Raw genomic sequence first — 17,343 nt, 5'->3', positions numbered from 1 at the left:
GCGACGCACGAGGTTACCGCACCGTCGTCGGCGTCCCCAAATCCAGGGGGCCACCTCGACCCTCCCCACCCAAGATCTATCCCCGTATGTAGTACTCCTGCTACATTTCGCAGCATGAACGCGAGGGGAACGCCAGTCGTCAGCTGCCGCGGGCTCACCATGGCCTACGGCGAGCACGTCGTGCTCGACCAGGTCGACCTCGACATCCCGCGGGGCCAGGTGGTGGCCCTGCTCGGCCCCAACGGGGCGGGCAAGACCACCACGGTGGAGATCCTCGAGGGCTTCCGTCGCCGCAGCGGCGGCACCGTCGAGGTCCTCGGCGTCGACCCGCAGTCGGCCCCCGAGGACTGGCGGTCCCGGGTCGGGGTCGTGCTGCAGAGCTGGCGCGACCACGCCTACTGGAAGGTCCGCGACCTGCTCGAGGTCATGGGCGGCTACTACGCCCCCTTCTCGACCCCCGAGGTGCCCCGACCCTGGGACACCACCGAGCTTCTCGAGCGCGTCGGGCTGGCCGAGCACGCCGGCAAGCGCATCGACCGGCTCTCCGGAGGCCAGCGCCGCCGGCTCGACGTCGCGATCGGCCTCGTCGGCCGCCCCGAGCTGCTCTTCCTCGACGAACCGACGACCGGCCTCGACCCCGCGGGCCGGCGCGACGTGCACGACCTGCTCGCCGACCTGGCCGACCTCGACACCACGATCCTGCTGACGACCCACGACCTCGCCGAGGCCGAGAAGGTCGCCGACCGGCTGCTCATCCTCGCCGGCGGCTCCCTCGTCGCGGACGGCAGCCCCGACCAGCTCCGGATGGAGCTGTCGCGCTCCAGCGAGGTGCGGCTGCGCGACCTGACCACCGGGCAGGTGACGGTGCACGCCGAGCCCGACCCCACGGCATACCTGACCGACGTGCTGGCCCGCCGCCCCGGCGAGGTCCAGGTGGTGGAGGTGCGAGCGGCCTCGCTCGAGGACGTCTACCTCGAGCTCGTCCGCCGCGCCGAGAGCGGCGAGGACCTCGGCCCGCTGCAGAGCATCCAGGAGGTGGCCCGATGACCGGCCCGACCATTCCCCGGGCGGTGCTGCAGGCCGCCCTGCGGCAGGCGCGCACCACGCTGATCCGCAAGTGGACCTCGCCCTCGGGCATCGGCACCCTCTTCGTGCCCGTCGTGCTGATCGCCGTGCTGCTCTTCCTGCGCGACGTCGACTTCGCCGACGGCGTCGTCGCGGCGGGCGGCTACGTCTTCGCCGGCTTCCTCGGCTTCGGGGTGGTCGCGGCGGCGATCATGGGCGTGGCGGGCGAGCTGCACCAGGAGCGTGAGGACGGCACCCTGCTGCGGGCCAAGGCCGTGCCGCACGGCATGACCGGCCACCTGCTCTCCAAGCTCTTCGTCACCCCCGTCGACGCCCTCGTGCCCGTCGTGCCGGCCGTCGTCGGCGCGATGGTGCTGCTGCCGGAGGACACGCTCCCGTCCACCGTGGGCGGCTGGCTGCTGCTGCTCGTCGTCTTCCTGCTCACCGTGGCCGCGATGATGCCCTGGGGCGCGGTCCTCGGGGCGATCTTCCGCTCCATGGTGGGCCTGGCCTGGTCGATGATCGCGATCTACGCCCTCGCGGTCGTCTCGGGCCTGTTCTTCCCCGCCTCGCTGATGCCGACGTGGGCGCAGTGGCTGGCCCAGGCGACGCCGATGTACTGGATCGGCCGCGCCTTCCGCGCCGTGCTGCTCCCCGCCGATGCCGCGGCCGTCGAGGTGGGAGGGGAGTGGCGTCTCGGCCTCACCCTCGCCGTCCTGCTGGCGTGGACCGTCGTCGGCCTGGTGGTCTCCCCGGTGCTGCTGCGCCGGATGGCCCGCCGTCAGTCCGGCAGCGTCGTGGCCGCGGCCCGTGAGCGCGTCATGCAGCGGGGGTACTGAGCCCCGATGACGCCCCCGCAGCAGGTCTCAGGCGCGGAGACCATCCACAACCGCATCGCCATGCTCCGCGTGGAGCGGGGCATCAGCCGTCGCCAGCTCGCCGAGGCCCTTGGCGTGCACTACCAGACCATCGGCTACCTCGAGCGCGGCGAGTACAGCCCCTCGCTGCACCTGGCGCTGCGCATCGCCGCCTACTTCGAGGTGCCCGTCGAGGTGGTCTTCTCCCTGACGGAGTTCCCCCGCCTCGGCAGCTGAGCCGGGCGGGGGAGGCCGGGGTCACTCGTCGGAGAGCGTGACCTGCGCACCGCCGACGAGGGCGGCGCAGATGTTGTAGAGGAAGGCCGTCAGCGTCGCCAGCGCGGTGAGCAGGAAGACGTTGAGCACGCCCAGCACCGCCGCGAGCGAGACCACCCGGCCGAAGCCGAAGTAGTCCATGAGGTCGAACGACGGGCCGCCGGTCTCGCCGCTCGTGACCTGGGTGAAGAAGTCGCTGATCGTCGAGAAGACGTTCATCCCCGACAGCACCGTCCACAGCAGCGCCACCATGACGACACCGGCGATGCCGAGCGCCACGGAGACGAGGAAGCTGATCTTCAGCACCGACCACGGGTCGATCCGCTGGGCCGTCAGCCGCACCCGGCGGGGACCGCCGCGGCGCGGTGCCGGACGGGAACCGCGCGAGGTCGAGCCCGAGGGTCGTGCCGAGGAGGACGGGGCCGCGCTCCGGGAGGAGGAGGCCGCGCGCCCGGCGGTCGCACCCGCCGCGGACCCGGCGGCCAGGCCGCCGCTGGTCGCACCCCGGAGGGCGCGGGCGCGGCGGGAGGCCAGGTCACGGCCCGACGCGGTGCGGGCCATGGCGCCGTCGCGCATCTTGGCCGCGGTGGAGCGGTCGGCCGCGCCCTCGCCGGACGAGCCGCCCGACCCCTCGGGACTCACCCGCGGGTGGGCCTGCGTCTCGTCACCGGGGGTCGGCGACGAACCCGAGGGGGCGCCGGGGGTGGTGCTCATTCATCGTCTCCCGTGGGGGGTTCGGTGGTCTCGTCGGCCGGGACGGGCTCCGCCGACACCTCCGACGGTACGGCATCGGTCCCCTCGGGCGTGGTCTCCCCGCCCTCGGCGTCAGGTGTGCCGTCCGCCTCCGGGGTGTCGGCCCCGATCTCCTCGACCTCCTCCATCGCGCTGCCCTCGGCGTTGCGCGCCACGGCCACGATCGAGTCGTTCTTGGCCGGCGAGGCGAAGATGACGCCGGCGGTGTCGCGCCCGGTGACCCGCACCTGGTCGACGGAGGACCGCACGACGTTGCCGCGCTCCATGACGACGAGGACCTCGTCGCCGCTGTGGACCGTGAGGGCGCCGACGAGCTCGCCGCCCTTGCCGTTGGTCTTGGCCACCTTGATGCCCAGGCCGCCTCGGCCCTGCACGCGGTAGGCCGACACCGGGGTGCGCTTGGCCATGCCGGTCTCGAAGACGACGAAGACGTAGGGGTCGTCGCCCTGGGGGATCACGGACATCGAGAGGAGCTCGTCGCCCGGGCGGAACTTCATACCCGTGACACCGGAGGTGGCCCGGCCCATGGGCCGCAGCGCCTCGTCGGTGGCGGTGAAGCGCACCGACTGGCCGCGGCGGGAGACGAGGAGCACGTCGTCGGAGGCCGATGCCAGCTGCGCACCGACCAGCTCGTCCTCGTCGCGCAGGTTGATCGCGATGAGGCCACCGGAGCGGGGGGAGTCGTAGTCGGCCAGGCGCGACTTCTTGACCAGGCCGCGACGGGTGGCGAGCAGCAGGTAGGGCGCCTGCTGGTAGTCCTTGATCGTCAGGACCTGGGCGATCCGCTCCCCGGGCTGGAAGGCCATGAGGTTGGCGACGTGCTGGCCCTTGCCGGTCGGCCCGCCCTCCGGGAACTCGTAGGCCTTGGCGCGGTAGACGCGGCCGGCGTCGGTGAAGAACAGCATCCACTGGTGGGTGCTGGTGATGAAGAAGTGCTCCACCACGTCGTCGGCGCGCAGCGCAGCGCCACGGCGACCCTTGCCGCCGCGGTTCTGCGGGCGGTACTCGCGCACCGGGGTGCGCTTGACGTAGCCGCCGCGGGTGATGGTGACGACCACGTCCTCCTCGGGGATGAGGTCCTCCATCGACACGTCGCCCTCGTCGGGCACGATCTGGGTGCGGCGGTCGTCGCCGTAGCGCTCGACGATGGTCCCCAGCTCGTCGCTGATGATCTGCCGCTGCCGCTCGGGACGGGCCAGGATGTCCTGGTAGTCCTCGATGAGGGCCTGCAGCTCGTCGTGCTGCTCGATGATGCGCTGACGCTCGAGCGCGGCCAGGCGGCGCAGCTGCATGTCGAGGATCGCGCGCGCCTGGATGTCGTCGATGCCGAGCAGCTCGATCAGGCCCTCGCGGGCGTCGTCGGCCGAGGGGCTGCGACGGATGAGCGCGATGACCTCGTCGAGCATGTCGAGGGCCTTGAGCAGACCGCGCAGCACGTGGATGCGCTTCTCGGCCTCGTCGAGGCGGAACTGCGTCCGGCGGACGATGACCTCGACCTGGTGGTCGACCCAGTGGCGCACGAAGGCCGAGATCGGCAGGGTGCGCGGCACGCCGTCGACCAGCGCCAGCATGTTGGCGCTGAAGTTGGTCTGCAGCTGGGTGTGCTTGTAGAGGTTGTTGAGGACGACCTTGGCCACGGCGTCGCGCTTGAGCACGATGACCAGGCGCTGACCGGTGCGGCCGGAGGTCTCGTCGCGCAGGTCGGCGATGCCGGCCAGGCGACCCTCGTTGACCAGCTGGGCGATCTTGCGGACCAGGTTGTCCGGGTTGACCATGTAGGGCAGCTCGGTGACGACCAGGCACTGCCGGCCGTGGATCTCCTCGACCTCCACGACCGCGCGCTGCACGATCGAGCCGCGACCGGTGCGGTAGGCCTCCTCGATGCCCCTGTGGCCCATGATCCGGGCGCCGGTCGGGAAGTCCGGGCCGGGGACGAGCTCGAGGGTCTTCTCCAGCAGCTCCTCGCGGGTGGCCTCGGGGTGCTCCAGCAGCCACTGGGCGGCTGAGGCGACCTCGCGCAGGTTGTGCGGCGGGATCTGGGTGGCCATGCCGACCGCGATGCCCGCGGAGCCGTTGACGAGCAGGTTGGGGAAGCGCGACGGCAGCACCGTCGGCTCCTTGGTCTTGCCGTCGTAGTTGTCGGTGAAGTCGACGGTGCCCTCGTCGATGTCCCGCACCATCTCCATGGCCAGCGGGGCCATCCGGCACTCGGTGTACCGCGGGGCGGCAGCGCCCTCGTCGCCCGGCGTGCCGAAGTTGCCCTGGCCGGCGATGAGGGGGTAGCGCAGCGACCAGGGCTGGACCAGGCGCACCATGGCGTCGTAGATCGCCGAGTCACCGTGCGGGTGGTAGTGACCCATGACGTCGCCCACGACGCGCGCGCACTTGTTGAAGCCGCGGTCGGGCCGGTAGCCACCGTCGTACATCGCGTAGACGACGCGGCGGTGCACCGGCTTGAGGCCGTCCCGCACGTCCGGCAGCGCACGCGAGACGATGACGCTCATCGCGTACTCGATGTAGCTGCGCTGCATCTCGGCGTTGAGGTCGACGGCCTCGATGCGGTCGGTCTCGCCGTCGGAGCGGTCCACGGGGGCCGTCCGCGGGTCGGGGTTCTCGTCCACGTCGGTGGCGGTCTCGTCCGTGGGCAGGTCAGGCAGATCGTCGTCAGCCACAGTTCACCTTGGGTCTCGGTCGTGCAGGTATGTCGTCGGTGCCGGTCAGGGCTAAATGTCTAGGAACCGAACGTCCTTGGCGTTGCGCTGGATGAACCCGCGCCGTGACTCGACGTCCTCTCCCATGAGCACGGCGAAGATCTCGTCGGCCGCGGCGGCGTCCTCGAGCGTCACCTGGAGCAGCACCCGGGTCTCGGGGTTCATCGTCGTCTCCCACAGCTCCTGCGGGTTCATCTCGCCCAGACCCTTGTAGCGCTGCACGCCGGAGTCCTTCGGCAGACGCCACCCCTTGGCCAGGCCCTGCTGGATCAGCGCGTCGCGCTCGCGGTCGGAGTAGGCGAACTCGTGGTCGGCGTTGGCCCACTTGAGACGGTAGAGCGGCGGCTGCGCGAGGTAGACGTAGCCGTGCTCGATGAGCGGCCGCATGAAGCGGAAGAGCAGCGTCAGCAGCAGCGTGCGGATGTGCATGCCGTCGACGTCGGCGTCCGCCATGAGGACGATCTTGTGGTAGCGGGCCTTGGTGATGTCGAAGTCCTCGCCGATGCCGGTGCCGAAGCCGCTGATGAGCGCCTGCACCTCGAGGTTGGCGAGGACCTTGTCCAGCCGGGCCTTCTCGACGTTGAGGATCTTGCCGCGGATCGGCAGGATCGCCTGGTTGTGGGGGTCGCGGCCGGAGACGGCCGAGCCGCCCGCCGAGTCACCCTCGACGATGAAGACCTCGGATACCGCCGGGTCCTTGGACTGGCAGTCCTTGAGCTTGCCGGGCAGGCCCAGGCTCTCCAGGGGGCCCTTGCGCCGGGTGGCGTCGCGCGCCTTGCGGGCCGCGATCCTGGCGGTGGCGGCGTTGATCGCCTTGCTGACGATCTGCTTGCCCTCGCGCGGGTGCGACTCCAGCCAGGCGCCGAAGCGGTCGGTCATCGCCGCCTGGACGAAGCCCTTGACCTCGGAGTTGCCGAGCTTGGTCTTCGTCTGACCCTCGAACTGCGGCTCGCCGAGCTTGACGGAGATGACGGCCGTCAGGCCCTCGCGGACGTCGTCGCCGGTGAGGTTGTCGTCCTTCTCCTTGAGCAGCTTGTGGGTGCGCGCGAAGTCGTTGACGAGGCGGGTCAGGGAGGCCCGGAAGCCCTCCTCGTGGGTGCCGCCCTCGTAGGTGTTGATCGCGTTGGCGTAGGTGTGGACCGACTCGCTGTAGGCCGCGGTCCACTGCATCGCGACCTCGAGGCTGAGCTGGCGCTTGGGGTCCTCGAGCTCGAAGGCGACGACGCCCTCGTGGATCGGCTCGGCCCGCTTGCTGCGGTTGATGTGCTTGACGTAGTCGAGGATGCCGTCGTCGTAGCGGTAGGAGACGGTGCGGGCCTTGTCGGCCACCGCCGCGTCGCTGTCGGTGTCCTCCTCGATGGCCTCCTCGTCCTCGTCCCGCTCGACCGGGCGCTCGTCGGTCAGCGTGATGGTCAGCCCCTTGTTGAGGAAGGCCATCTGCTGCAGGCGGGCGCGCAGGGTCTCGAAGTCGAAGACGACGGTGTCGAAGATGTCCGGGCTCGGCCAGAAGGTGATGGTCGTGCCGGTCTCGTCGGCCGGGATCTCCTCGTCCTCCGAGAGCGGGGCCAGCGGCACGCCGAGCTCGTAGGCCTGGCGGTAGACACGGCCCTTCTGCCGCACCTCGACCTCCATGCGGTCCGAGAGCGCGTTGACGACCGAGGAGCCGACGCCGTGGAGGCCGCCGGAGACCTTGTAGCCGCCACCGCCGAACTTGCCGCCCGCGTGCAGGACGGTGAGGACGACCTCGACCGCGGGCCGCTTCTCCACCGGGTGGATGTCGGTGGGGATGCCTCGGCCGTTGTCCACGACCCGGCAGCCACCGTCGGCGAGCAGCGTGACCTCGACGTGGTCGGCGAAGCCGGCCATCGCCTCGTCGACGGAGTTGTCGACGATCTCGTAGACGAGGTGGTGCAGACCGCGCTCGCCGGTGGAGCCGATGTACATGCCCGGGCGCTTGCGGACGGCCTCGAGGCCCTCCAGGACCTGGATCGCCGAGGCGTCGTAGGCCGGGCTGGTGGCCAGGGACTCGGGATCCCCCTCCGTGGGTGTCGCCTCCGGAAGCTCCGGCATGGCGGGCTCGTTCGGGGTCTCGGGACCGACCTCAGGCACGGTGCTCCTCGGGTTGGGGACCAAACATGGACAACATCCCGATCTTACCCGTTCGGCCCTGGCAAACCCGCATTCCACAGCCCTTCTGGTGCGGTTTTATGCCGATCTGGCCGAAGAATCCGCCCCTGACCCACCCCCCTCACGTCACCGGGGGCCTCAGGCGCGCAGATCGGCGTCCAGCAGGCGGCCCTCCCGCGGGCGGGAGCAGGGCCTTCCCGCATACCGGACGAGCCCGTCCACGGACTCAGCCGTAGGTGTCCCGGGGGCCCCTGCCACCGGAGGAGAGCGGACCCTTGCGCCAGGACGGACCACCCGGTCCCCGCACCACGATCTCGGTGACGACGCCAGGCCCGACCTCCTGCTCGATCCGGCTCAGAACGCTGGAGAGCAGCAGCCGCATCTGGGTGGCCCAGGCCGTGGAGACCGCCCGGACGGTGAGCACCGTCCCCTCGAACGCGACGACCTCGACGTGGGCGGCGACCTGCGGGCCGACGATGTCGGCCCACCGGCCGACCACCGACCCGACCTGCACCTCGGCGTCCCAGCCGCGGCTGGCCACGAGCCGCTCGATCTCCGAGCCCACGGGGAGCGGGTCGCGCTTGTCCATGGTGCTCTTCCCCGTCGAGGGCGGCAGACGCCGGCGCCCGGCCCCTGCGGGGGCGCCCGGTCGCAGGCCACGGGCCCGGGCGCTGCGGCGGGCGCGGGCCAGGGCCTCGCGGGCGGCGAGCAGCGGGTCGGCCTCCCCCTCGGGCAGGTCGGGGCCGGTCCCCTCGGGGACCCCGGTCGCCCGGGCGTCGTCGTCCGCAGCGGGATCGCGCGGCGGCTCAGTCACGACCGGTCACCGACCCGAGGACCACGTCGAGGACCCGACCCTGCCCCTCGAGGAGCCGGTCGGGCACGTCACCGGGCACGGCGGCCGTGACCAGCACCTGCTCGGCGTCCGCCACCAGGTCCGCCAGCCGCTCGCGCCGGCCCACGTCGAGCTCGGCGAAGACGTCGTCGAGCACCAGCACGGGATCGGTCCCGAGGTCGTGCCGCAGCAGCGCGAACCCCGCGAGCCGCAGCGCCAGCGCCAGGCTCCACGACTCCCCGTGCGAGGCGTAGCCCTTCGCCGGGAGCTCCCCGAGCTGCAGCAGGACGTCGTCGCGGTGCGGCCCGACCAGGGTCACCCCGCGCTCCTGCTCCTGGCTGCGCACCTGCTCCAGGGACGCCAGCAGCGCGGCCACCACCTCCTCCTGCTCCGGCACCTCGCCGCGCGCGACGGCCTCGGCGACCGGGGTGCCCTCCGCGAGGGAGGAACGATAAGTGGCCCCGGCGTGGGTGTCGCTGTCGCTGATGGTGGCGTAGGCCAAGGACAGGTAGGGCCGCAGGTCGCGCAGCAGCCGCAGCCGGGCGTAGACCAGGGCCCCACCGATCTGGGCCAGGTGGGTGTCGAAGACCGTGAGCGTGGACAGCGCCGAGGCCCGCGCGTCCTCGAGGCTCTCCCCGGGGGCGAGCCGGGGGCCGGCACCGCGTCCCCGGCCCGGGCGGGGCTCCCGCCACAGCGGCGCCGCGGACCGGAGCAGCGCGTTGCGCTGCTTCAGCGCCCGCTCGTAGTCGGCCCTCACGCCCGCCCACCGCGGCTGACGCGCGACCAGGAGGTCGTCCAGGAGGCGCCGTCGCTCGGAGGGGTCGCCCTTGACGAGGGCGAGGTCCTCCGGGGCGAAGAGCACGGTGCGCAGCGTCCCGAGGACGTCCCGCTGCCGGGTCACCGGCGAGCGGTTGAGCCGGGCCTTGTTGGCGCGTCCCGGCACGATCTCCAGCTCGACCAGCGTCTCGCGGCCGTCGCGCACCACCGTGGCGCGGATGACCGCGGTCTCGGCCCCGGCCCGGACCAGCGGGCCGTCCTGCGCCACGCGGTGCGAGCCCAGGGTGGCGACGTAGCCCGCCGCCTCGACCAGGTTGGTCTTGCCCTGGCCGTTGCGGCCGAGCAGCACGGTGACGCCGGGGGCGAGCGAGACGTCGGCCGTGGCGTAGCTGCGGAAGTCCGTGAGGGACAGGTGACTCAGGTGCACGGGGGCGTTCGGGGTCCTCCCGGCTCAGCGGTCGGTGTCGCCGCTGCCCGAGGTCGGGCCGGAGCCGCCACCCGTGGAGCCGGATCCGGACGAGGGACCCGCGTCGTCGGCGGAGCCGCCCGAGCCCTCGCCCTCCGCGCCGACGCGCGCCTCACCGGCGTCGTCCTGCTTGGGCTCGGCGGCGTGGTGCACCTCGACCTGGCCCTCGCCGAGCTCGTCCTCGAGCATCTTGACGGCGTGGCCGCCGAACTGGCCGCGGAGCGCGGCCACCATCTGCATCGCCGGGGAGTTCTCCTGGCGGGAGGCGAACCGCGCGAAGAGCGCAGCGGCGAGCACGGGCATGGGCACCGCCATCTCGATGCCCTCCTCCAGCGTCCAGCGTCCCTCGCCGGAGTCGGTGGTGTACTCGCTGATCCCCTCGAGACCGGGGGTCTCGTCGAGCGCCTTGACGGCGAGGTCGAGCAGCCAGGAGCGCACGACCGTCCCACGGCTCCACGCCTGGAAGCAGCCCTGGACGTCCTTGACGATGTCCTTGGCGGCGAGGAGCTCGTAGCCCTCGGCGTAGGCGTGCATGAGGCCGTACTCGATGCCGTTGTGGACCATCTTGGCGTAGTGGCCGGCGCCCACGTCGCCGGCGTGGACGAAACCCTCCTCGCGGGGGCCCTCGGGGCGCAGCGCGTCGAAGATCGGCATCGCCATCTCGACGTGCTCGGCCCGACCGCCGCACATCAGGCCGTAGCCGTTCTCCAGGCCCCAGATGCCGCCGGAGACACCGCAGTCGAGGTAGCCGATGCCCTTGGCGGACAGGATGGCGTCGAGCTCGGCGTCCTCGGTGAACTTGCTGTTGCCGCCCTCGATGACCAGGTCACCCTCCTCGAGCAGCTCGCCGAGCTCCTCGACGGTGCGGCGGGTGGGCTCGCCGTGGGGCACCATCACCCAGACGATGCGCGGCGCGTCGAGGGCCTCGACGAGCTCGGGGAGCGAGCCCACGTCGCGCAGGCTCTCGTCGAGGTCGAATCCCACGACCTCGTGCCCCGCGCGGGCGAGGCGCTGCCGCATGTTGCCGCCCATCTTGCCCAGGCCGATCATGCCGATCTTCATCGCGTCTCCTCGTCTCGGTGGGGCGGCGGCTCGCCGGCGGTCAGCCGGCGAAGCGCACGGGCATCAGGACGTAACGGTAGGACTCGTCGGACTCGCCGTCGATCTCAGCCTGACCGGACAGCACCGCCGGGCGGGAGGGCTGGGTGAACGCCAGGCGGGCGTAGGGGGCGTTGAGGACGCCCAGCCCGTCGAGGAGGAACTGCGGGTTGAAGGCGATCTCGATCTCGGGACCGGTCAGGGAGGCCTCGACGGCCTCGCTGCCCTGGGCGTCGTCGCCGGTGCCGGCCTCGATGGCCAGCTGGCCGTCGGTGAAGCGCAGGCGGACCGGGGTGTTGCGCTCGGCCACGAGGGCGACGCGGCGCACGGCCTCGATGAGGGCCTGGGTGTCGACGACCGCGACGGTGTCGACCGAGGTCGGGAAGATCGAGGTGACCTTGGGGTACTCGCCGTCGAGCAGGCGCGTGGTGGTGCGGCGCTGACCGGCCTCGAAGCCGACAAGGCCGTCCGAGCGCGAGGCGTCGCCGAAGGCGACGTTGACCGAACCGGCGGCGCCCAGCGCCTTGGCCGTCTCCGACAGCGTGCGCGCCGGGATGAGGCTCACGTGGCCCGCGTCGGGGGAGGCGGGGCTCCAGGTGAACTCGCGCAGCGCGAGCCGGTAGCGGTCGGTCGCCAGCATGGTGACCTTCTCGCCGTCGATCTCGACCCGGACTCCGGTGAGGATCGGCAGGGTGTCGCCGCGGTCGGCCGCGATCGAGACCTGGTGCACGGCCTGGGTGAAGACGTCGCCGGCCATGCTGCCGCTGGGCTCGGCCTGCGTCGGCAGCTGCGGGTAGTCCGAGACGGGCATCTGGATGAGCGCGAATCGGCTCGAGCCGCAGGTGAGCTGCACCTTGGCGCCGTCGGTGGCGACCTCGACCGGCTTGGCCGGCAGGTTGCGGGCGATGTCGGCGAGGAGCCGGCCCAGGACCAGGACCTGGCCACCCTCGGTGACGTCGGCCTCCACGGTGACGGTCGCGGAGACCTCGTAGTCGTAGGCGGAGAGCGTCAGGGTGCCCTCGGGGTCCGCGGTGAGCAGGACGCCGGCGAGCACGGGGACGGGGGGACGGTTGCTGAGCCCACGGACCACCCAGGCCACGGCCTCGGACAGGACATCGCGCTCGACACGGAACTTCACGGCACAGTGCCTTTCGGCTCAACTCGGACGACAACGGGACGCGAGCTCGCCGGGGGCGGCACGCGGGGGAGTGCAGCATGTCATGAGACTTGCCGCCAGGTCCATCGGCGGTCGGCTCCCCCGGCAGGATCGCGCACGACCACTCTGCCACGGCCCGCACCCGCAGCGGTCGCCCGTCCCCAGGGACGCGGGGCGAACTTCTCTCCTGGTGGGAACTCGTCATCGTCATCGGGCCTGTGGATGCTGTGGACGACGTGCTCGCGGCGGCTCGTCCTCGCAGGTCGGAGGGCATGACCAGGGGTGCTCAGGGGGTGTGCACCACGGGTGGACGTCCCTGCGGACGACGAGCGGGTCGGTGTGGACGCAGGAGCGCCCTCCACAGGAGCGCGCCCGCCACGCACCACCCGTCCCCAGGGCGCGGGGGGTGTCGTCCGCAGCCCGTCCACAGGCCGTCCACACCCTCCGGGGACGGCCTGAAGCCTCGAAGAACCGTGCCGCGACGGGCAGGACGGGTCATCGGAACAACCCACAGGTTCGTCCACAGCCTGTGGACAACGTGGGTATGACGGAGGACGGGCCTTCGGCTAGCGGGCGGAGGCCTTGCGGATGATGCCGGTGAGCTCGGTGATCTGGTCGTACAGCGCGCGCCGCTCGCCGATGAGCTGGCGGATCTTGCGCTCGGCGTGCATCACCGTCGTGTGGTCGCGGCCGCCGAACTCCTGCCCGATCTTGGGCAGCGAGAGGTCGGTGAGCTCCCGGCACAGGTACATCGCGATCTGCCGGGCGTTGACGAGCGTTCGCGAGCGGGAGGTGCCGCACAGCTCGTCCATGCTGATGGAGAAGTAGTCGGCGACCTCGGCCATGATCGTCGTCACGGTGATCGCGGCCGACTCGCTGCTCGGGATGATGTCCTTGAGCACGTGCGAGGCCAGGGCGGCGTCGGGGGGCGTGCTCGACAGCGACGCGAAGGCCGTGACACGGATCAGCGCGCCCTCCAGCTCGCGGATGTTGGTGCTGATCTTGCTGCCGATGAGCTCGAGCACCTCGTCGGGCAGCTGCATGCCTTCCTGCGCCGCCTTCTTCTTGAGGATGGCGATGCGAGTCTCGAGGTCGGGCGGCTGCACGTCGGTGAGCAGGCCCCACTCGAAGCGGCTGCGCATGCGCTCGGCGAAGCCGGAGAGCCGCTTGGGCGGCTGGTCGGAGGTGATCACCACCTGCTTCTCGCTGTTGTGCAGCGTGTTGAAGGTGTGGAAGAACTCCTCGACCGTCTGCTCCTTGCCCTGGAGGAACTGGATGTCGTCCACGAGCAGGAAGTCGACGTTGCGGTAACGGCGCTGGAAGGCACCGGCCTTGTCGTCGCGGATGCTGTTGATGAAGTCGTTGGTGAACTCCTCGGAGTTCACGTAGCGGACCCGGACGCCCGGGTAGAGGCTGCGCGCGTAGTGCCCGATCGCGTGGAGCAGGTGGGTCTTGCCCAGTCCCGACTCCCCGTAGATGAAGAGCGGGTTGTAGGCGCGTGCCGGGGACTCGGCGACCGCGAGCGAGGCGGCGTGCGCGAAGCGGTTGGACGAGCCGGACACGAACGTGTCGAAGGTGTACTTCGGGTTCAGTCGGGCGTCCTCGGCGCCGGCCGTCTGGGCCGCACCCCCCGAGGCGCGCTGCACGTCGGGGGACGACCCGTTGGGACGGTATGCCGTGCGGCCGGAGGCCGCGGGCGGCTCCTCCGGAGGCGCGGCCGGCGCGGCGGGGGCCTCGTCGCTCTCGTCCTCGACCTGCTTGCGCAGGTCCTCGTCGACCGTGATCGCCAGGCGCACGTCGTGACCCAGCTCGGAGGCGAGCGCCTCGACGATCGGCTGCCGCAGCGTGGTCTCGAGCGTGTCCTTGGTGTGCTGGTAGGGCACGGCCAGGAGCGCGGTGCTGTCGAGCAGCCCGACGAGCTGGGTGAGGCGGAGGAAGGCGCGGTCGCGGGCGGTGACCCCCCGGGACTCGATCGTGGCGACGACGCGGTTCCACACGGCGGCGGAGTCGACGGGGGACTGCGCGCTCACGAACTGCTCATCCCCCTCGTCATAGGCCGGCACATACATTGTCCACAGAATTGTCCACAGGGTGTGGACGAACCGGTGGAAAGGGCGGTGAAGCCGCGACGCTAACAGCCCGGGTCAGCGTCCGGCAAGTGTCCCTCCCGGATTCGGGACGACATTCTTGCACCCGTTCGGCGTGTCTCCGGCACGTGGGTTCGCAGACCGTGGATGATGGCGGGTTCGCCTCGTGACACCCCTGACGAGCTGCGTCCCCCGGCGCTGGTTTGACCCTGGGGCCGGCGCTCCCGTACCGTGGGACGAGGCCGTTTCGGCCGCTTTCGCCTGCCCATGGGTGCGCCGGACCGGGGATCGACACCAGATGTCGCCCGGTTCCCGTCGGCGTGTGGGCTTTCGTCGGCGGCCGAAGTCGCACCGGTCGTCGCTGCCGCAGTCCTGCGCAACGACGACCGTCCATGAACCACGGACCGTTCCCCTCGGTCCCCGTCACCGGAGCACCAACGATGAGCAAGCGTACGTTCCAGCCGAACAACCGCCGCCGCGCCAAGAAGCACGGCTTCCGCCTGCGGATGCGCACCCGTGCGGGCCGCGCCATCCTGGCCGCCCGCCGTCGCAAGGGCCGCTCCTCCATCTCCGCCTGAGCCGCGGCCGCCCCCGGCAGCCGCAGATGCTCCCGCGACGGCACCGCCTGACGCGTCCCCAGGACTACCGCGCCGTGCTGCGCGGAGGTCCCGGTCGGGCGCGCAGGGCCCGGGCGGGCACCGACCTGCTCGTGGTGCACCTGGCACGCCCCGAGGGCTCCGGCTCCTCGGGCGGTCCTGCGGGGGCGAGCCCGGACCCACCACCCACGCGTTCGCCGCGCGTGGGTTTTGTGGTGTCCAAGGCCGTGGGGGGATCGGTGGTCCGGCACCGCGTCGTGCGTCGGCTCCGCGCCCAGGTCGCCGCGCGTCTGGACCGGCTCCCCGAGGGGTCCGACCTCGTGGTGCGCGCCCTGCCACCCTCGGCCACCGCGAGCTCCTCGCAGCTGGGCGAGGCGCTCGACGCCGCGCTCGCGCAGGTGATGCGGTCCGGCCGGAGGACGCGGTGACCGCCGTGGCCCCCACCGACGAGCTGCGCGACGTGCACCGCGGCGGGGTCGCGGAGGGCGAGCCCCGCAGCCGTGCGGCGCTGCCGCTGGTGCTGCTCGTCCGCCTCTACCAACGCACGATCTCGCCGCTGCTCGGGCCGGTGTGCCGCTACTACCCGTCCTGCTCGGCCTACTCCGTGACGGCCCTCGAGCGGTTCGGCCCGGTGCGCGGCACCTGGCTGACGCTGCTGCGGCTGCTCCGGTGCAACCCCTTCGCGCGCGGGGGCGTGGACCACGTCCCGCCGCGCCGACGCCCCGAGGGCGTCCCCTGCACCCACGACCACGTCGGGACCGGCGCCCCAGGGCGCCCCGACCCCGCTTCCCGGTGAGCCCCGCTCGCCGCCGACCCTGAGGACTCCATGGGTTTCTTCGACACCATCCTCTTCCCGTTCATCTGGTTCGACTCCGCCATCCTGGTCGGTTTCGAGTGGCTGCTGACCCGGCTGGGCCTGCCGGACACGAGCGGGTGGACCTGGGTGCTGGCCATCGTCGGCCTCGTCATCACGCTGCGTGCGCTGCTGACGCCGCTGATGATCCGGCAGATCAAGAGCCAGCGCCGGCTGCAGATGGTCCAGCCCGAGCTGGCCAAGATCCAGGCCCGCTACAAGGGCAAGAAGGACCAGGCCTCGCAGAAGGCGTTCCAGGAGGAGACCTTCGCGCTCTACCGCGAGGCGGGGGCCAACCCCTTCAGCGCCTGCCTGCCGATCCTCATCCAGATGCCGTTCTTCTTCGCGCTGTTCCGGCTGCTCAACAGCGCCGAGGCGGTCTCCGACGGCCGGGCCGACCCGCTGGGCCTGTTCTCCTTCGAGCTCGCCACCAAGATGGCCAACTCCGAGATCCTCGGCGCGGGGCTGACCTCGACCTTCCTGCACGACCAGGACACCTCCGCCAAGATCCTCTCGGCGGTCCTCATCGTCGTGATGTCGGCGACGCAGTTCATCACCAGCCACCAGCTGATGCGCCAGAACATGTCGCCCGAGGCGCTCAACAGCCCGATGGCCAAGCAGCAGCAGATGCTGATCTACATCCTGCCGATCGTCTTCGCCGTCACAGGTGTGAACTTCCCGGTCGCGCTGCTCATCTACTGGACGGTCAGCAACCTGTGGACGATGGGCCAGCAGTTCTTCGTCATCCGCAACATGCCGGCGCCCGGCTCGCCCGCGGAGAAGAAGTACCGCGAGCGGATGGCCCGCAAGGGTCGTGACGCCTCGGGCATCCAGCTCAAGAACCCCAACCTGCTCAAGGAGCGCGAGGCGGCGTCGGCGGAGACGCAGCAGCGCACCGGCCAGCGCACGCAGCCCAAGAGCAAGAAGCGCTCCAAGAAGCGCTGACCCGACCTCGCCCGGTCCTGCCGGGCGCCCACCTCAGCCCGCCGGCGACGCCGGCCATCCGGAGGAGAGACACCACATGAGCACGTCCCCCGAGACCACGACCACCGACGACGCCGTCGCCCCGGTCGGGACCGAGACCGCCGCGGCGGAGCCGACCACCGAGGCCACCGCGCCGGCCACCGACGGTGCCGGGAGCGCGGAGGCCGCGGAGAAGGAGGCCGCTGACGACGCCGGTGACCGGCCCGTCCGCTCCTCCCGCAACCGGACCGAGGAGCTGGTGCGCGAGGGAGAGGTCGCGGCCGACTTCCTGGAGGGTCTCCTCGACATCGCCGATCTCGCCGGAGACCTCGAGGTCGACATCGAGGGCGACCGCGCGGCGGTGGCGATCGTGGACTCCGAGGACGGGCCGGCCCCCCGTCGCCTGGTCGGGCCCGGAGGTTCGGTGCTGGACGCCCTCCAGGAGCTCACCCGTCTCGCCGTGCAGGCGGAGACGGGTGAGCGCAGCCGGCTGATGCTCGACGTCGCGGGCTACCGCGCCGACCGTCGGTCCGCGTTGGTCAAGACCGCGCGCCGCGCGATCGAGGAGGTCAAGGAGTCCGGTGAGTCCCGTGAGCTGGAGCCCATGACGGCCTTCGAGCGCAAGGTCGTCCACGACGAGGTCCTCGCCGCCGGTCTGACCTCGGAGTCCGAGGGCGTCGAGCCCTCGCGCTACGTCGTCATCCACCCCGCCTCCTGATCTCCGTC

16 protein-coding genes are annotated in these 17,343 nt (G+C 71.7%); 8 read left to right on the top strand and 8 right to left on the bottom strand.

Features of this window, described 5'->3' with window-relative positions; translation table 11 throughout:
• The first annotated feature begins 114 nt into the window (after positions 1–114).
• Genes FB476_RS00240 through FB476_RS00230 form a run of 3 tightly spaced genes read left to right on the top strand, consistent with a single transcriptional unit; the run spans position 115 to position 2,159 of the window.
• Positions 115–1,047 (top strand): ABC transporter ATP-binding protein, encoded by a 933-nt coding sequence (locus tag FB476_RS00240; RefSeq protein ID WP_202876866.1) that lies wholly within the window; start codon positions 115–117, stop codon positions 1,045–1,047.
• Entirely contained in the window at positions 1,044–1,904 is an 861-nt protein-coding gene (locus FB476_RS00235; protein ID WP_141817001.1) for an ABC transporter permease, read from the top strand. The genes FB476_RS00240 and FB476_RS00235 overlap by 4 nt, the downstream gene beginning before the upstream one ends.
• Positions 1,905–1,910: 6 nt before the next feature.
• Positions 1,911–2,159, top strand: a complete 249-nt coding sequence (locus FB476_RS00230; RefSeq protein ID WP_141817000.1) for a helix-turn-helix transcriptional regulator — start codon at positions 1,911–1,913, stop codon at positions 2,157–2,159.
• A gap of 21 nt (positions 2,160–2,180) precedes the next feature.
• Here the strand turns inward: FB476_RS00230 and FB476_RS00225 are convergent, their stop codons facing one another.
• From FB476_RS00225 to dnaA, 8 genes are all read right to left on the bottom strand, one after another.
• Positions 2,181–2,912: a DUF3566 domain-containing protein gene (locus FB476_RS00225; RefSeq protein ID WP_238329481.1), complete on the bottom strand. Its 732-nt coding sequence runs from the start codon at positions 2,910–2,912 to the stop codon at positions 2,181–2,183.
• The gene (gene gyrA / locus FB476_RS00220; RefSeq protein WP_238329711.1) at positions 2,909–5,482 is read right to left on the bottom strand and encodes a DNA gyrase subunit A; all 2,574 of its coding nucleotides are present in this window, start codon (positions 5,480–5,482) and stop codon (positions 2,909–2,911) included. The genes FB476_RS00225 and gyrA overlap by 4 nt, the downstream gene beginning before the upstream one ends.
• 192 nt (positions 5,483–5,674) lie before the next feature.
• Positions 5,675–7,732, bottom strand: a complete 2,058-nt coding sequence (gyrB, locus tag FB476_RS00215; RefSeq protein ID WP_141816996.1) for a DNA topoisomerase (ATP-hydrolyzing) subunit B — start codon at positions 7,730–7,732, stop codon at positions 5,675–5,677.
• 283 nt (positions 7,733–8,015) lie between these two features.
• Positions 8,016–8,603: a DciA family protein gene (locus FB476_RS00210; RefSeq protein WP_141816994.1), complete on the bottom strand. Its 588-nt coding sequence runs from the start codon at positions 8,601–8,603 to the stop codon at positions 8,016–8,018.
• Positions 8,596–9,825, bottom strand: coding sequence for a DNA replication/repair protein RecF (locus FB476_RS00205; RefSeq protein WP_141816993.1), 1,230 nt, complete (start codon positions 9,823–9,825; stop codon positions 8,596–8,598). The genes FB476_RS00210 and FB476_RS00205 overlap by 8 nt, the downstream gene beginning before the upstream one ends.
• Positions 9,826–9,849: 24 nt before the next feature.
• On the bottom strand, positions 9,850–10,926 hold the full coding sequence (gene gnd / locus FB476_RS00200) for a phosphogluconate dehydrogenase (NAD(+)-dependent, decarboxylating) (RefSeq protein WP_141816992.1): 1,077 nt from the start codon (positions 10,924–10,926) through the stop codon (positions 9,850–9,852).
• A gap of 40 nt (positions 10,927–10,966) precedes the next feature.
• Positions 10,967–12,100, bottom strand: coding sequence for a DNA polymerase III subunit beta (gene dnaN / locus FB476_RS00195; protein ID WP_141816991.1), 1,134 nt, complete (start codon positions 12,098–12,100; stop codon positions 10,967–10,969).
• Positions 12,101–12,684: 584 nt separating this feature from the next.
• Positions 12,685–14,148 (bottom strand): chromosomal replication initiator protein DnaA, encoded by a 1,464-nt coding sequence (gene dnaA, locus FB476_RS00190; RefSeq protein WP_238329480.1) that lies wholly within the window; start codon positions 14,146–14,148, stop codon positions 12,685–12,687.
• 497 nt (positions 14,149–14,645) lie between these two features.
• Here dnaA and rpmH point away from each other — a divergent pair, with 497 nt between their 5' ends.
• The 5 genes from rpmH (at position 14,646) to FB476_RS00165 (ending at position 17,335) form a co-directional block, all read left to right on the top strand.
• Entirely contained in the window at positions 14,646–14,783 is a 138-nt protein-coding gene (gene rpmH, locus FB476_RS00185) for a 50S ribosomal protein L34 (RefSeq protein WP_141816989.1), read from the top strand.
• 26 nt (positions 14,784–14,809) lie between these two features.
• Positions 14,810–15,229, top strand: a complete 420-nt coding sequence (gene rnpA, locus FB476_RS00180) for a ribonuclease P protein component (protein WP_141816988.1) — start codon at positions 14,810–14,812, stop codon at positions 15,227–15,229.
• On the top strand, positions 15,226–15,597 hold the full coding sequence (gene yidD / locus FB476_RS00175; RefSeq protein ID WP_420359339.1) for a membrane protein insertion efficiency factor YidD: 372 nt from the start codon (positions 15,226–15,228) through the stop codon (positions 15,595–15,597). The genes rnpA and yidD overlap by 4 nt, the downstream gene beginning before the upstream one ends.
• Positions 15,598–15,627: 30 nt before the next feature.
• Entirely contained in the window at positions 15,628–16,599 is a 972-nt protein-coding gene (gene yidC, locus FB476_RS00170; RefSeq protein ID WP_141816987.1) for a membrane protein insertase YidC, read from the top strand.
• A 76-nt stretch (positions 16,600–16,675) separates the two neighbouring features.
• Positions 16,676–17,335 (top strand): Jag family protein, encoded by a 660-nt coding sequence (locus FB476_RS00165; protein WP_141816986.1) that lies wholly within the window; start codon positions 16,676–16,678, stop codon positions 17,333–17,335.
• Positions 17,336–17,343 lie beyond the last annotated feature (8 nt).

The organism is Ornithinimicrobium humiphilum (assembly GCF_006716885.1).
In the GTDB taxonomy this organism is placed as follows: Bacteria; Actinomycetota; Actinomycetes; order Actinomycetales; family Dermatophilaceae; genus Ornithinicoccus; species Ornithinicoccus humiphilus.
Note: the sequence above shows the minus strand (reverse complement) of the source record. Positions and strands in the feature narration are given on the sequence as shown.